This window comes from Prauserella muralis (assembly GCF_003202285.1).
Taxonomy (GTDB): Bacteria; Actinomycetota; Actinomycetes; order Mycobacteriales; family Pseudonocardiaceae; genus Prauserella_B; species Prauserella_B muralis.
Genome location: NZ_MASW01000002.1, coordinates 526,844 through 542,274, shown reverse-complemented (window position 1 = coordinate 542,274; position 15,431 = coordinate 526,844). Strand labels below are relative to the sequence as shown.

The following is a 15,431-nucleotide window of genomic DNA, read 5'->3' as shown; positions in this document are numbered from 1 at the left end:
GGTCACTGGCAGCCGCCCGACGCGGTCACCGCAGCTCCTTGATCTGGATGTTGCGGAACGACACGTCGTCGCTGTCACCGTGGTTCTGGATACCCACGAACCCGTCCTTGAGGTTCCGATTGGGGTCGGTGTTGTGGAACTCGTTGATCTGCGTGCCGTTCAGGAAGACCTTGATCTTCTGGCCGCGCACCACGATCTCGTACGAGTTCCACTCGCCGGGCGGGTTGAGCGCGGCGTCGCGGGCCGCGATGTCGGCCGACTGGAAGTCATAGATCGCTCCGGTGGTCTTCTCCGGCGCGTCCGTGGCGTCGATCTGGATCTCGTAGCCCCGGTTCACCGCGACCCACGGATCGTCGCCGGGGTCGGGGAACCCGACGAACACACCGGAGTTGTCGTCCCCGGACATCTTCCAGTCCAGCTTGAGGCTGTAGGCGCTGAACTCCTTGCCGAACCAGAACAACCCCATGCCACCGACCGAGCGGATGGAGCAGTCCCGCTGCAGCGCGAACGAGCCCGGGCCCGCCTGGTTCCACCGCTCCAGGCTCCGCTGGGTGCCGTCGAACAACATCCGGTAACCCTTGGCAGGCTCGGCGGCCTCGCACGGGACCGGTGTCGAGCAGTCGCCCGCGACCTCGCCCGCGGCGTAGAGAATGCCGCCCGCGAGGTGCTGGCGGAACTCCGGCTCGGCGTAGGACTCCGCGGTGTGCCCGCCGCCGGTGTACCAGGCACGGCCGCCGCTGTTCTCGTGGCACCACGCGATGGGATGGTCGCCCATGGCACCGGCGCCCACGTCGTAGCTTCCCTCGTCCAGCGACGCGAGCACGTGCACGTCCTGGCGCGGGTTGTCCCGGAAGTTGTACCACTCGTCGGTGCGCGTCCACTGGTCCGGAAGGTGCGCTGTGGACGGATGCTGCCCGTCCTCGACGTGGACCGTCGCTTCCTGGATGTGCGGGTGGGAGTCGAAGTAGGCGCCGACGAGGTCGCCGTACCACGGCCAGTCGTACTCGGTGTCGGATGCCGCGTGCACGCCCACGTAGCCGCCGCCCCCGCCGACGTAACGCTCGAAGGCGGCCTGCTGCGCGTCGTTGAGCACGTCCCCGGTCGTGGACAGCCAGATGACCGCGTCGAAGCGGGACAGGTTGTCGTCGGTGAACGCCGCGGCGTCTTCGGTCGCCTCAACGGTGAAGTTGTGGGCGGCCCCCAGTTCGTGGATCGCGGCGATTCCGGTGGGGATCGAGCCGTGCCGGTAGCCCGCGGTCTTGGAGAACACCAGGACGCTGGGAGTTTCGGCGCTTGTCTGATCCTGTGTGGCTTCGGCGGCGGTGGCGGTGACCGCGCCGCCGAAGCCGGTGCACAGTGCGAGTACGGCGGCTCCGAACCGCCATCGGTTGCGAGGAGATCTGCTGCGGGTGCTGGTACTGCTGCTTCGTCGCACTTGTACCTTTCTCCTTGTCCGGTGGGGTGGGGACTCAGGTAGCGCTGTCCACCTGCATCCAGCGCGCCCCTTCGGCCGCGCTGTCTTCCACCGCCGCCAGCACTCGCTGAACGCGAAGGCCGTCGGCGAAACTCGGTTCGGGTGCGGTGTTCGTGCCGATCGCCGTCAGCAGGTCGGCGATCTCGTGGGTGAAGGTGTGTTCGTAGCCGAGCCCGTGGCCGGGTGGCCACCACGCCTCGACGTAGGGATGGTCGGGCTCGGTGACGACGATCCTGCGGAACCCGGCGGTGGCGCCGGGCTCGTCGCCGTCGTAGAACCACAGGTCGTTCATCGCCTCGAAGTCGAACGCGAGACTGCCCCGGGACCCGTTGATCTCGAAGCGCATCGCGTTCTTCCTGCCGAGTGCGTAGCGGGTCGCCTCGAACACCGCCACCGCGCCGGAGGCGAACCGCCCGGTGAACACCGCGCAGTCGTCCACGGTCACGTCCTCGTGCGTGCCGTCGCTGCCGGGACGGCGCGGCACGAAGGTGTGCGTGAGCCCGGAGACGCCGGTGAGCGGCTCGCCCGTGACGAACTGGGTGGCGTCGACGATGTGCGCGCCGATGTCGCCGAGCGCGCCCGAGCCGGCCTTGTCCTTGCGCAGCCGCCAGGTCATTGGCGCCTCCGCGTCGGAAAGCCAGTCCTGCAGGTACATCGCGCGCACGTGCCGGACCTCGCCGATCCGGCCCTCCGCGACCAGCCGCCTGGCCAGTGAGAGGGCGGGCACCCGGCGGTAGTTGAACGCCACCATCGAGTGCACGCCACGCGCCCGCGCCTTCTCCGCCGCCTCGGCCATGCGCTCGGCCTCGTCGACCGTGTTGGCGAGCGGTTTCTCACACAGCACGTGCTTTCCGGCCTCCAGCGCGGCGATCCCGATCTCCGCGTGCGTGTCGCCGGGCGTGCAGATGTCGATCAGGTCGACATCGTCGCGCTCGAGCAGTGCCCGCCAGTCGGTCTCCACCGACGCCCATCCGTACCGGTCGGCCGCCTCCTTCGTCCGGCGCTCATCGCGCCCGGCCAGCGCCACCATGCGGGGCGCCAGCGGGACGTCGAAGAACCGGTGCACGGTGCGCCACGCCTGCGAGTGCACCGCCCCCATGAAGGCGTGGCCCACCATGGCCACGCCGATCGTGCTTCCCCCGGCGTCGTTCGTAGTGCCTTCGGTCACGAGTCGAACCCGACATCCATGTAGTTGTCCACGTTCTCCTTGGTCACGACGGCGGAGTAGGTCGTGAGCTCGGCAGGGATCTCGTGCTCGGCGAGATCCTCGAGGCCCTTGTTCTGGCCGAGCAGCCGCGCCATCGCGATGGCCGACGAGGCCATCGACGGGCTGTAGAGGACGGTCGCCTTCACCGGGCCGGAGTCGGCCTTGATGAGCTCCATCATGTTGCGCGAGCCCGCGCCGCCGACGACGAAGAAGTCGCTGCGGCCGGAGTTCTCGATGGCCGCGACCACGCCGATGCCCTGGTCGTCGTCGTGGTTCCACAGTGCGTCCAGCTTCTGGGCGCCCTGCAGCAGGTTGGCGGTCTGCCGCTCACCCGACTCCGGGGTGAACTCGGCAGCCACCCTCGGGCCGACCCTGAAGCCGTGGCGCTGCAGCGCGTCCTTGAAGCCCTGGCTGCGCTCCTGGGTCAGCGGCAGCGAGTCGATGCCCGCGACCTCGCCGATCACCGGGTTGTTCTTGTTCTGCCGCTTGAGCTCCTCGGCGATGTAGTTGCCCGCGTTGACGCCCATGCGGTAGTTGTCGCCGCCGATCCAGCAGCGGTAGGCCAGCGGCGTGTCGAAAACCCGGTCCACGTTGACCACCGGGATGCCGTCGTCCATCGCCTGCCGGGCGACCTGGGTGAGCGCCTTGCCGTCGAAGGGCAGGATCGCCAGCACGTCCACGCCGCCGTTGATGAGCGACTCGACCTGCGCGATCTGCTGGTTGACGTCGTTGGTGCCCTCGGTGGCGTTGAGGGTGACGTCGGAGAACTGCTCGGCCATCGCCTTGGCGTTGATGGTGACGGCGGCCATCCAGCCGTGGTCGGCGGCCGGTGCCGAGAACCCGATGGTCACCTGCTTGCCGGGCTCCGAGTTGGCGCCCTGGCCACCGGCGACGGGCTGCTGGTTGTTCTGCCCCTCCGGCTCGTTCGAGGTGCAGCCGACGAGCACGGCACCGGCGCCGAGGCCTGCCGCGCCGAAGAGAAATCCACGGCGGCCGAGGTTGGTTCTTGTCATCACTGGCTCCTGCTGGGTTCGGTTTCGGGGTTGCTGGAGGGAGCTCGAGGTTTGCCCTTGCGGCGGCGGGCCGTGTGCTGCAGCAGCACGGCGCCGACGATGATCGCGCCCTTGGCGATGTTCTGGATGTCGGTGTCGAGGTTGTTCTGCGTGAAGATGCTGTTCAGCACGGTGAAGATGAGGACACCGATCAGCGTGCCGATGATGCTGCCGCGCCCGCCGGAGAGCAGCGTGCCGCCGATGACGACCGCGGCGATGGCGTCCAGCTCGTAGAACAGGCCGTTGGTCGAGGCGCCGGAGGTGGTCCTGGCGACGACCATCATCGCGGCGACACCGCAGCAGAGGCCGCTGATGCCGTACACGAGTGCGGTGTGCAGTTTGACGTTGATGCCGGACAGTCGCGCGGCCTCGGCGTTGCCGCCGATCGCGTAGGTCCTGCGGCCGAACGTGGTGCGGTTGAGCACCACCCAGCCGATGACGTAGGCCAGCGCGAGCATGATCACCAGCACGGGGACGCCGAGGACGGAGGCCCGGAAGAACTCCGTGAACCCGGTCTCGGTCACCACCTGCGTCTGCCTGCCGCTGAGCCGCTCGGCGAGACCGCGGGCCGAGGCCATCATCGCCAGCGTCATGATGAACGGCACCACGCGGCCGTAGGCGACGAGGAAGCCGTTGACCAGGCCACAGCCCAGGCCGACGAGCACGGCGCAGAGCACCATGACGAACGGCCCGTAGGACTGGGTGGCCAGTGTCGTCATCCAGACGCTCGACAACGCGACGATGGAGCCGACCGAGAGGTCGATCCCGCCCGCGATGATCACGAACGTCATGCCGACGCTCACCACGCCGATGGCGGCGGCCAGCCGCAGCATCGTCGAGATGTTCGCCTCGGTGAGGAATGTGTCGGGGTTGGTGATGAACCCGATGAGGCACAACAGGACCAGCACACCGGCGAGGCCGAGCATGCGCACGTCGAGGGCGAACCCGCGACGCCGCCCGCCGGCCGACTCGCCCGAGTGCACCGGTGACCGGTCGAGAGCCTTAGTCACGCCGTACTCCTTCTCTCCGGCGGTGTCGCGCACACGTTCACGCCGCGCTTCCTTCCATGACCATGTCCAGCACGTCTGCCTCCGTCAGTTCGCCCGCGGGCCGGTCCACGAGCAGGTCGCCGTCCCGGAGCACCAGCACGCGGTCGGAGAGCCCGAGGACCTCGGGGATCTCGCTGGAGACCAGCACGATCGCCACCCCGCTCGCGGCCAGCTCGTGGATCAGGCGGTACAGCTCGGCGCGTGCGCCGACGTCGACGCCGCGTGTGGGCTCGTCGAGCAGCAGCACCCGGCAGCCGTGGACGAGCCAGCGCGCCACGACCGCCTTCTGCTGGTTGCCGCCCGACAGCGTGCGCACGATGCGCCGGGGGTCGGCGGGCCGCAGATCCAGCTTCTCCAGCGTCGAGTGGGCGTCGCGCCACTCGCGGCCCTGCTGGGAGAACCCGGCGGTGCTGTACTCGGCGAGGCTGGCGAGCGTGACGTTGTGGGTCACCGACATGTCCAGCAGCAGCGCCTGGCTCTTGCGCTCCTCGGGCGCGAGCCCGACCCCGGCCTTGACGGCGGCGGCCACACTGCCGGGACGGATCTGCTTGCCGGCCACGCTGACGGTGCCCGCGTCGGCCTTGCGGGCGCCGAAGATGGTCTCGAGCACCTCGCTGCGGCCCGCGCCGACGAGGCCGGCCAGCCCGACGATCTCGCCGGCGCGCGCGGTGAAGCTGATGTCGCGGAACTCGCCCTCCCTGGACAGGCCCTGAACCTCGAGCAGCACGTCGCCGAACTCGACGGCACCCTCGCCTGCCTCGCGGAAGGCGGTCTGTACCTTGCGGCCAGCCATGAGGTCCACCAGGTCGGAGGTCGCGGCCTCGCGCGCGTCCAGGTTGGCCGCCACCGTGCGGCCGTCCTTGATCACGGTGACGCGGTCGCCGATCCGGCGGATCTCCTCCAGCCGGTGCGAGATGTAGACGACGGCGACGCCCTGCTCGGTCAGTTCGCCGATGATGCGGAACAGGTTGTCCACCTCGTCGCTGGCGAGCGCGGCTGTGGGCTCGTCGGCGACGATCAGCTTGGCGTCGTGGGCCAGTGCCCTGGCCATCGACACGAGCTGCTGTCCTGCCGCCGAGAGCTCTCCCACCTCGGTGTGGGGCGAGATCTCGGCGTGTCCGAGCCTGCTCAGCAGCTTCGCGGTGGCCGCGCGGGCCGACGAAGGGCGGGTGAAGCCGAAACGCGCGCGCTCATGGCCGAGGAAGATGTTCTCCGCCACCGACAGCGAGGGGATCAGGTCCAGCTCCTGGTACATCGTGGCGATGCCAAGCTTCAGAGCCGCCACCGGCGACGGGAGCGTCACCGGCTCGCCGCGCCACACGATCTCGCCGCCGTCGGGCTGGTGTGCCCCGGCGAGCGTTTTGATCAATGTGGACTTGCCCGCACCGTTCTGGCCGAGCAGGCAGTGCACTTCGCCCTCACGAACCTCCAGGTCAACGCCGTCGAGCGCGCGCACGCCCGGGAAGAGTTTGACGATGTCCCGCATCGCGAGCAGCGGCATATCGCGCTCCTCTGCGCTCGCCGCATGCAGACTTATATCCACATCAGCCCCACTTCATCCTGTGACATGCAAAAGTAGAGTGACCCAGATAACCCAGTCAAGGTGAAGTTTCCGGAGCGTTAGCAACTACGCCCCGTAGTAGGACGTGGTGCGGGCCGCTACCAGGCAAAAGTCATGTGACGTAGTTCCGGCCACAGCTGGGCCCACGGAGCCTCGCGGCCCTCGCAAAGCCACACCGGCGCGCCCTGGTTCACGTTGTTGACGTCGCGTCCGTTGTCGAGTGCGCCGACCTGGGTGACGGTGGCGAAGTAGGCCGCGAGCCGGTCGCGCTCGGCGCCGACGAACAGGGTGTCCGTCGCGTGTTCGGGCGGGCTGCCGAAGTACCAGTAGCCACGGCTGCCGCTGTGGGCGCGGGGCAGCTCGGGGGCGAACTTCTCGACGGCGGCGGCCTGCCAGTAGGTCTCGGTGACGATGGTGGTGTTCGCCTGCTGTTCGGGCGACAGGGATGCGTACGCGTCGGCGACGCTGCCGGCCACCTCGGGCCAGCCGAACTCCTCCAGCGCCATGTTCATCGGGCTGTAGGGCTGGCCGACGTAGGCGGAGATGGGCTTGACCGGCAGCCAGCTGATCGCCACGGCCGCGGACACCACGTAGGCCACGGCCACCACAGGCCACCACCGGGGGCGCAGCAGTCGGTCGAGCTCCACGGCCGCGGCGGCGAAACACAGCGCGAACAGCCCGGCCATGTAGTACGGGCGGCCCGCCATGAGCCAGAAGATCGCCACGACGGCGAGGACGGTGACGCCCAGGAAGCGGTACGCCCCCAGCCGGGGTGAGCGCAGCAGCCACCACGTCCCGAGCACGACGAGCACGGCACCCACGCCGATCCCGGCCTGCTGCAGCGCCATCGGCACGAAGGTGAGCCTGCCGCCCGCGTAGGACACCTCGCCGGCGACGATGGCGTTCATCTCCAGCTGCGGCCAGCCGTGGTGTGCCTGCCACAGCAGCGTCGGCACCACCGCGAGCACGGCGACGGCACCACCCGCCCACAGGGGCGGCCTGCGCAGCAGCTCGCGCGGCCCGAACACGAGCGCCGCGACGGCCAGCGCGGCCCAGAAGACCGGGATGAGGAACTTGACCTGCAGGTCGATCGCGGTCACCAGACCCGCGGCGAGCAGCAGACGATCGTCACGGACGCGGACCCAACGCACCACCAGCCACACGATGACGGTCCACAGGAACGCGTCGACCATGTGCGTGGCGAGGATGTGCCCAGCGCCCGCGAGCAGGAAGGGTGAGCACGCGTACGCACCGGCGGTGAGCACCTGCGCACGGCGGGTGCCGTGCAGTTCTCGCGCGGTGAGGGCGGCGACGACGATGCCCGCGCCGGTGAGGAGGACGGCGGGCAGCCGGAAGCCCACCACGGAGCCGGGGAACAGCGTGTCCATCAGCCTGGCCAGCAGCGGCAGCAGCGGCGGCTGGTCGGCGTAGCCCCAGTCGAGATGGCGTCCCGCGGCGATGAAGTACAGCTCGTCGCCGTGGTAGCCGTACCGTCCCGCGAAGGCCAGCAGCACGGCCATCGCGGCGACCGCGATGGCCAGCACGGGACGCCAGGCCGGAGCCGGGGCGGCGGCGCGGTGCTCGGCCGCGACGTACCCGCCCGCCCGCGTCGACTCGCGGACCGGCTGCTGTTCGACCATGCCGGGCACCCTAGGTGACCTCACCACACGAGGAACCGGAGGGCACGCGTGGTCGTTCACAACGGAGTGTCCCGCTGTCGCGCCAGGGTGAGGGCGGGGGTGGGGGCCGGTCGCGGTGCTGCCATGCCCCGACCACCCCGTGGGCGCTGTTGCGCAGGGGTCTTCGTTGGGGGTCGAGCCGGGCGGGGGGCAGGAACTCCGGCAGCCCGTCGGCCGGGTTGATCCGCACCTCCCAGTCGGTGTGGTGCAGGATCCGGTGGTGGCGGGTGCAGACCAGCACCAGGTTGTCGATGTCGGTACCACCGTGGTTGATCCAGTACCGGATGTGGTGGGGCACGGTCCACTTGGGTGGCCGGTCGCAGCCGGGGAAGGCGCAGCCACGGTCCCGCAGCGCCAGCGCCCGCCGTTGGGCCTTGCTGGCGTGGCGTTCCCCCCGCCCCAGGTACAGCGGCTGGCCGGGGTGGCCGAAGATCGCGGGCACCACCTCCGCCTCACACGCCAGGCGGCGAAGTTGGTCGAGGCTGGCGCAGCCGGGCACCTCCAGCAGGCGCCGGTTGACCCGGGATTCGAGCTCGGTCAGGGGGATGGTCACGGTCAGCACCGCCCGCTCCCCACCCTGCACCGTCAGCTCGTCCGCGCGCGCGGCGGAGTCGATCACCTCCGCCAGGGCGTCGCCTTGGCGTTGTTCGCGGGTGCGCCAGTCCGGGTGGCCCTCGGCATCGGCCGGGCGGGGTGTCGCGAGCGGCCCGAACAGCCCCTCCAGGGTGGTGGCGGTCTCCGGGTCGAGGAAGCCGGAGAACACCATCTCCCCGCGGCGGTTGCGGCGGTAACGAAACGCCCGCTGCGGCTCCGGCGGATCCACCGGCGGCCGATCGTCGGTCTGCCAGCAGGCGATCAGCCTCCGCCCCGCGGCCCGCACCGCCTCCGGCCGCGCCTGCACCGCCAGCTCCAGCAGAATCCGCTCCGCCTCGACCCGCTCCTGGTGCGACAGGGATTCCGGGCAGCGGGTGAACACCCGCCCGATCTCCCGCACCTGCTCCACCCCAACCCGCCCGGCGGCCAGCGCGGCACCGGTCGCGGCCAGCGGCGCCGCCCGCATCTCACCCAGCAGGTTCCGGCCCTGCTGGGTGGCGTCCGCATCCGCCAGCCGGGCCTGGATCTCCCGGGCCGACAGGCGCAGCTCCTCGGCCAGAAACCCCCGCACATCGGCATACCCACCCGACAACCCCCGCCGCCGCGCCTCACCCAACAACCCCAGCATCTCGGCATAGGCCTGCCGCAGCACCACCTCCTGCCCGACCAGAGCCGCCGCCAGCTCCCCATCGGACACACGCCACCCCTCCACCGAGGCGGCACTGGCGCTGACGGTGATGACAGTCGATGTCTCGGACACCCCACCATGGTAGCGCGATACTCGAACACATGTTCGTACTAAATCGGGTGGTCCTCGGCTCCGGAACCCCGCAGAATGCCCGAATGGCCCGGCTACGCGACGTGGTGTTCGACTGCCGTCATGCGGCTTCGCTGGCCCGTTTCTGGGCGGCGGCGCTCGACGGTTACGTCGTGGCTCCGTACGACGCGGACGAGTTGCAGCGGCTCCGCGGCCTCGGCATCACGGATCCGGAGGACGACCCGTCCGTCCTGGTCGAGCCCACGGCAGGTGGGCGGCCACGGCTGTTCTTCAACAGGGTGCCGGAGGCCAAGGCAGGCAAGAACCGCGTGCACATCGACCTTGACACCGACGATCTCGCCGCCGAGATCGAACGGCTGTGCGGTCTCGGCGCGACGGTGCTCGCCGAGCACGCCGGACAGGTCGTGCTGGCGGACCCGGAGGGCAACGAGTTCTGTCTGATGTCCTGACTTTCCCGTGTGGACGGTCACTGCCCGAGCGAGCGGGCGACGCGGAAGCCGGCAGCCCCCAGGCGTTGGGCTGTTTCCCGCCGACCTCGTGACTTCGCTCCCCCGCGTTGCCGCGATACCAGGCGATGTCGTCGAGCGGGCCGTACCGCGCGCCGGTGGTGCCCGCGCGGCACGCGTGTTCCCACTCCGCCTCGGCTGGTAGCCGATACCCGTCCGAGCCGCCGAGCCACTCGACATCCGCCTCGGCCGTGAACCGGTAGGCGGGTGTCAGACCGTCCCGTTCGGACGCCGCGTTGCAGAACCGCACGGCGTCCCACCACGACACGCCGTCCACCGGCAGCCGGTCGCCGCCCGCGCTGCCGATGATGTCGGCGTACCACGCCCGCGTGACCGGAACGGTCGCGAGCCGGAAGGAGGCGACCTCGACCGTCCAGCTGCGGCGTGACCGGCGATCCGACAGCGTCACGCGCCCCGCGGGGACGGTGACCATCCTGCTCCCCGCATCCACGGCACCGATCCTACGGACCGCCCCGGGCCGCGCCGGTGCTGCCGGGAAGCGATCGCCACCGCCTAGGCTCGCCGGGTGCCGGACGCGCTCTTCGCCCACCCTCGCCTCGCGGCGCTCTACGACGTCTTCGACGGCGACCGCGCGGACCTGGCGGCCTACCTGGCGATCGCCGACGAGCTGGGCGCGCGCCGGGTCCTCGATGTCGGCTGCGGAACCGGCTGCCTGGCCATCCTGCTCGCCGACACGGGCCGCTCGGTGGTCGGCGTCGATCCGGCCGAGGCGTCGCTGGCGGTCGCGAGGGTCAAGGACGGCGCCTCCCGCGTCACCTGGCTGGCGGGAGACGCCACGACCGTGCCCGCGTTGGATGCCGACTTGGTGGTGATGACAGGCAACGTGGCCCAGGTCTTTCTCACCGACGACGACTGGAACCGGACGCTGCGGGGCATCCGGGGCGCGCTGCGGCCGGGTGGTCACCTCGTGTTCGAAACGCGGCGCCCGCAGTACCGCGCGTGGCAGGAGTGGACCATCGAGCCGGGACAGGTGGTTCTCGACGTGCCTGGTGCGGGCCCGGTCGAGCACAGCCGTGTCGTCACCGACGTCGACCTCCCGTTCGTCTCCTTCCGCAGCACCTACCGGTTTCTCGCCGACGGCGCCGTGCTCACCTCGGACTCCCGTCTGAGGTTCCGCGACCGGGACGAGGTGGCATCGAGCCTGGCCGATTGCGGTTACCGCGTGCTGGATGTCCGCGACGCACCGGACCGTCCCGGCCGGGAGTTCGTCTTCGTCGCCCAGCGCACGGAGGCCCGGGAGGCCGCGGTGGCGGCCGCGACCCGCGTCCACGGCGCTCTGCGCTGAACGCAGGATGGCGTCAGGCCCCGTTTCCTGACATCATCGTCTGGCTCACGATGGGGGACGCCATGATCCTGGTGACCGGCGCGACCGGCAATGTCGGCTCCGAACTGGCCAGAGCACTGGCCGAGGCAGGCGTGTCCGCGCGGGCGCTCACGCGCGATCCCGCGGCCGCGACCCTGCCGCGCGGTGTGGAGGCCGTGGCGGGCGACCTGAACCGTCCGGAGACATTGACCGGCGCGCTGGAGGGAGTCCGCGGGATCTTCCTGCTTCCCGGGTACGAGGACATGCCGGGGATGCTGGAGCGAGCGCGGCAGGCGGGAGTGGAGCGGGTGGTGCTGCTGTCCGGCGGCTCGGCCGCGCTGCAGGACATGAACAACGCCGTGTCGCGGTACATGACCCTGGCCGAGAGGGCCGTCCGCGAGTCGGGACTGTCGTGGACGTTCCTGCGGCCGAGGGCGTTCATGTCCAACGCCCTGCGCTGGCTGCCGCAGCTGCGAACCGGTGACGAGGTGCGCGTGCCGTTTCCCGAGGTGCCGGTGGCGGCCATCGATCCGTACGACATCGCGGCCGTGGCCGCGCAGGCGCTGCTCACCGACGGCCACGACGGCCAGATCCACGAGCTGACGGGGCCGGAGTCGCTGCTGCCCGCCGACCAGGTGGCCATCCTCGCGAAGGCCCTCGGCCGCGACCTGCATTTCCGCGGGCTCACCAACGCCGAGGCACGGGCAGAGATGAGCCAGGACATGCCCGTCGAGTACGTCGACGCCTTCTTCAGCTTCTACGTCGACGGAGCCCTGGACGAGTCAACGGTCCACCCCACGGTCCGCGAGGTCACCGGCCGCGAGCCCCGCACCTTCGAACAGTGGGCCCGCACCCACGCCGACGAGTTCAAGTAGGAGCCCGCCCGGCTCACGTGCTCTCGTCTCTCTGCCCGTCCCGACCTGGGTGATGACTCACCGCATGACCGTCGACCGACGCGCACGACCGCTGGTCTGCGTCGCCTCGGGTCAGCCGGTCGATGTCGGCGTCGTCGTAGCCGAGCTCGCGCAGCACCTCGCGGGTGTCGGCACCGCGGTCGCGTGGCGGGATGCGGACGGTGGCCGGGGTGCGGGTGAGCTTGATGGGGTTGCCGACGCCGCGGTAGCCGTCGTGCTCCACGACCATGCCGCGATGCAGCACCTGAGGATCGGTCAGCGTCTCCCCCACGTCGTGCACGGGAGAGGACGGCACTCCGCGCTCGAGCAGCCGGGCCCGCAGGTCCTCCCGGTCGTGCTCGGCCAGCAGGGCGCCGATGATCGCGCTCAGCTCGGCGCGGTTGATCACGCGGTCGGGGTTGCTGGCGAAGCGGTGATCGTCGGCGAGCGACGGCCTGCCGAGCACGGCCACGAGGGACCGGAACTGCCGGTCGTTGCCCACACCGAGAAACAACGGTCCGGTACGCGTGGTGAACGTGTCGTAGGGCGCGATGGTGGGGTGCGCGGAGCCCGTGCGCTCGGGCACCGTCCCGCTGGCGAGCCAGGTCGCCGAGTGCGGGTGCAGCAGGCTCACCGCCGTGTCGAGCAACGCGTTGTCGACGAGCTGGCCGCGACCGGAGCGTTCCCGCTCGCTCAGTGCCAGCAGGATCCCCGAGACCGACAGGATTCCGGTGACCATGTCCACAATGGGCACGCCGACGCGCAGGGCGGGACCTTCCGCCTCGCCGTTGACGCTCATCAGCCCCGCGTATGCCTGGAGGATCGCGTCGTAGCCCGGCGTCGCTCCTCGGGGGCCGTCGACGCCGAAGCCGGTGATCCGGCAGTGAACGAGCCTCGGGAACTCCTGCCGGAGCCGGTCGTCGCCGAAACCCCACCGGGCCAACGTGCCCGCCTTGAAGTTCTCGACCAGCACGTCCGCGCCGGCGAGCAGGCGCGCGAGGACGGCCTGGCCTTCGGCCGAACGCAGGTCGAGCGCGATGTTGCGCTTGTTGCGGTTGAGCCCGGCGAAGTACGCGCTCGTGCCCTCGCTCACGAACGGTGGCCCCCAGCCACGGGTCTCGTCACCACCGGGCGGCTCCACCTTGATGACATCCGCACCGTGGTCGGCCAGCAGCTGCGTGCACAGCGGTCCGGCGAGTACCCGGGACAGATCGACGATCCTGATCCCCGCCAGTGCGGCGGCTGCGGTCGGCAACGCGTCCTCCAATGCTGCGTTCTCCGCTGAGCTGTCAGTACGATTTGGGCAGTCCGAGCACGTGCTGGGACACGTAGTTCAGCACCATCTCCTGGCTGACCGGAGCGAGCCGGAGGATCCGGGACTCCCGGAAGTACCGCTCGACGTGGTACTCCTTCGCATACCCCATCCCGCCGTGCGTCTGGATCGCCTGATCGGCCGCCGCGAACCCGGCGTCGGCGCACAGGAACTTCGCCATGTTCGCCTCGCGCCCGCACGACAGTCCGCTGTCGTAGCGCCACGCGGCGTTCCGCGCCATCAACTCGGCGGCGTCGAGCCGCGTCGCCGCCTCCGCGAGCGGAAAGGCGACGCCCTGGTTCGTCCCGATAGGACGGTCGAAGACCACGCGCTCGTTCGCGTAGCGAACCGCGCGCCGCAACGCGGCCCTGCCGATCCCGAGCGCCTCGTGGGCCAGCAGGATCCGCTCCGGGTTCAGCCCGTCGAGCAGGTAGGTGAAGCCCTTGCCCTCCTCGCCCACCCTGGCCGATGCCGGCACGCGAAGCTCGTCGATGAAGACCTCGTAGGAGGACACCGCGTTGCGGCCCAGTTTCGGGATGGGTCTCAGTTCGACGGCGGGCGAGTCGATGTCGATCAAGAACAGCGACATCCCCTCGGTCGGCTTGGTGACCTCGGCGCGTGGGGTGGTCCTGGCGATCAGCACCATCTTCTGCGACTGTCCCGCCTTGGTGATCCAGACCTTGCGGCCGCTGATCACGTAGTCGTCCCCGTCCCGGCGGGCGAACGTCGAGATGCGAGTGGTGTCGGTGCCCGCGTCGGGTTCGGTGACACCGAAGCAGACGTGCAGGCTGCCGTCGGCGGCGCGTGGCAGGATCTCCTCACGCAACTCGGCGCTGCCGTGCTTGACGATGGTGTTCAGGCCGAAGATCGTCAGGTGCATGGTGCTGCACCCGTTCATCCCGGCCCCTGACGCGGCGATCTCCTCCAGCAGCAGCGACGCCTCGAGCAGGCCGAGCCCGCCACCGCCGTAGGACTCGGGGATCGCGATGCCGAGCCAGCCGTCGTCGGCGAAGGCGCGGTAGAACTCCCACGGGAATGCGCCGCGCTCATCGCAGTCCGCCCAGTAGTCGTCGGTGAACGTCGCGGCACGCTCGCGAGCGGCCTCACGAAGCCGCCGCTGGTCATCAGTCAGCTCGAAATGCACAGCCGTCCCTATATAAGACCTCAAGTTCTTATATATGAACGTAGGTGGCAAGGTCCCCGCTGTCAACCTCAACCCCGGCCGGTATCGTTCGTACATACGAACGCGGCAGGAGCACACATGACGGAGCCAGTGGTCAAGTCCCACCGCACGGTCAGCAGGGTGACCGCCATCCTCGAGCTGGCAGCGGGAGAACCGGGCATCCGGCTCGCCCCGCTCGCGGCCGCGCTCGACGCACCGAAATCCTCGGTGTTCGGACTGGTCAAGGGGCTGGTGTCGACCGGCTATCTCATCGAGGAGGACGGCGGCTACCACCTCGGTCCCGCACTGGGGAACCTGCTCACCGCGGACCGGCCGACACTGGTCGACGCGGCACGCTCCACGCTCGAGGAGCTGCGAGACACGTTCGACGAGACGGCCATGCTCGGCACCGCCGTCGGGGACTCGGTCGTCTACGTCGCGGCGGCCGAGTCGCGGCAGCCGATCCGTTACTCGGCTCCGTTGCGTGTCCGCAGGCCGCTGTTCCCGCCGAGCGCGGGCAAGGTTCTGCTGGCGTCGTGGCCCGCACGCAAGCGCGATTCGTATCTGGAGTCGGTCATCGACGATCCCGCCGCGCTCGAGCGGGCACGACAGGAGCTCGACCGCGTGCGCACCGAGGGTTTCGCGATCAACCGGGGCGAGACCCTTCCCGACGTCAGCGCCACCGCGAGGCCGATCGTCGTGCACGACCGCGTGCTCGCCGCCGTCGCGGTCGCAGGGCCCACCACCCGTATCGCCGACCGGCTGCCGGACATCGCCGAAGCCCTCCTCGGCGCCACCCGGACCGTGGCGGCACGGCTGTCCTGACCGCCGATCCCTCTC

12 protein-coding genes and 2 pseudogenes are annotated in these 15,431 nt (G+C 70.2%); 4 read left to right on the top strand and 10 right to left on the bottom strand.

Annotated elements, in window-relative coordinates:
• Nucleotides 1–31: 31 nt before the first annotated feature.
• From BAY60_RS13635 to BAY60_RS13605, 7 genes and pseudogenes are all read right to left on the bottom strand, one after another.
• A pseudogene (locus tag BAY60_RS13635) lies at nucleotides 32–1,435 on the bottom strand (ThuA domain-containing protein); the annotation flags it as partial.
• Between the two features lie 34 nt (nucleotides 1,436–1,469).
• Entirely contained in the window at nucleotides 1,470–2,591 is a 1,122-nt protein-coding gene (locus BAY60_RS13630) for a Gfo/Idh/MocA family protein (protein WP_112282368.1), read from the bottom strand.
• 47 nt (nucleotides 2,592–2,638) lie between these two features.
• Nucleotides 2,639–3,694, bottom strand: a complete 1,056-nt coding sequence (locus BAY60_RS13625; protein ID WP_112281305.1) for a substrate-binding domain-containing protein — start codon at nucleotides 3,692–3,694, stop codon at nucleotides 2,639–2,641.
• Nucleotides 3,694–4,743 (bottom strand): ABC transporter permease, encoded by a 1,050-nt coding sequence (locus BAY60_RS13620; RefSeq protein WP_211330320.1) that lies wholly within the window; start codon nucleotides 4,741–4,743, stop codon nucleotides 3,694–3,696. The genes BAY60_RS13625 and BAY60_RS13620 overlap by 1 nt, the downstream gene beginning before the upstream one ends.
• Nucleotides 4,744–4,780: 37 nt before the next feature.
• Nucleotides 4,781–6,283: a sugar ABC transporter ATP-binding protein gene (locus BAY60_RS13615; RefSeq protein WP_112281304.1), complete on the bottom strand. Its 1,503-nt coding sequence runs from the start codon at nucleotides 6,281–6,283 to the stop codon at nucleotides 4,781–4,783.
• A 158-nt stretch (nucleotides 6,284–6,441) separates the two neighbouring features.
• The gene (locus BAY60_RS13610; protein ID WP_245992637.1) at nucleotides 6,442–7,863 is read right to left on the bottom strand and encodes a glycosyltransferase family 39 protein; all 1,422 of its coding nucleotides are present in this window, start codon (nucleotides 7,861–7,863) and stop codon (nucleotides 6,442–6,444) included.
• A gap of 130 nt (nucleotides 7,864–7,993) precedes the next feature.
• Nucleotides 7,994–9,376, bottom strand: coding sequence for an HNH endonuclease signature motif containing protein (locus BAY60_RS13605; protein ID WP_112281303.1), 1,383 nt, complete (start codon nucleotides 9,374–9,376; stop codon nucleotides 7,994–7,996).
• Between the two features lie 83 nt (nucleotides 9,377–9,459).
• On the opposite strand from BAY60_RS13605, the gene BAY60_RS13600 reads away from it, so the two are divergent.
• Nucleotides 9,460–9,843: a VOC family protein gene (locus BAY60_RS13600; protein ID WP_112281302.1), complete on the top strand. Its 384-nt coding sequence runs from the start codon at nucleotides 9,460–9,462 to the stop codon at nucleotides 9,841–9,843.
• 133 nt (nucleotides 9,844–9,976) lie between these two features.
• On the opposite strand, the pseudogene BAY60_RS13595 reads toward BAY60_RS13600, so the two are convergent.
• Nucleotides 9,977–10,333: pseudogene (locus BAY60_RS13595) on the bottom strand (formylglycine-generating enzyme family protein); the annotation flags it as partial.
• 93 nt (nucleotides 10,334–10,426) lie between these two features.
• On the opposite strand from BAY60_RS13595, the gene BAY60_RS13590 reads away from it, so the two are divergent.
• Together BAY60_RS13590 and BAY60_RS13585 are read left to right on the top strand one after the other, a co-directional pair.
• Complete coding sequence (locus BAY60_RS13590; RefSeq protein WP_112281301.1) at nucleotides 10,427–11,206, top strand: class I SAM-dependent methyltransferase; 780 nt, start codon at nucleotides 10,427–10,429, stop codon at nucleotides 11,204–11,206.
• A gap of 50 nt (nucleotides 11,207–11,256) precedes the next feature.
• On the top strand, nucleotides 11,257–12,099 hold the full coding sequence (locus BAY60_RS13585) for an NmrA family NAD(P)-binding protein (RefSeq protein ID WP_245992485.1): 843 nt from the start codon (nucleotides 11,257–11,259) through the stop codon (nucleotides 12,097–12,099).
• Nucleotides 12,100–12,112: 13 nt separating this feature from the next.
• Here the strand turns inward: BAY60_RS13585 and BAY60_RS13580 are convergent, their stop codons facing one another.
• Both BAY60_RS13580 and BAY60_RS13575 read right to left on the bottom strand, forming a co-directional pair.
• The gene (locus tag BAY60_RS13580; RefSeq protein ID WP_211330319.1) at nucleotides 12,113–13,372 is read right to left on the bottom strand and encodes a CaiB/BaiF CoA transferase family protein; all 1,260 of its coding nucleotides are present in this window, start codon (nucleotides 13,370–13,372) and stop codon (nucleotides 12,113–12,115) included.
• Between the two features lie 34 nt (nucleotides 13,373–13,406).
• Complete coding sequence (locus BAY60_RS13575; RefSeq protein WP_112281299.1) at nucleotides 13,407–14,573, bottom strand: acyl-CoA dehydrogenase family protein; 1,167 nt, start codon at nucleotides 14,571–14,573, stop codon at nucleotides 13,407–13,409.
• 117 nt (nucleotides 14,574–14,690) lie between these two features.
• Between BAY60_RS13575 and BAY60_RS13570 the strand changes: the two genes are divergently transcribed.
• Nucleotides 14,691–15,416 (top strand): IclR family transcriptional regulator, encoded by a 726-nt coding sequence (locus BAY60_RS13570; protein WP_112281298.1) that lies wholly within the window; start codon nucleotides 14,691–14,693, stop codon nucleotides 15,414–15,416.
• Nucleotides 15,417–15,431: the final 15 nt, after the last annotated feature.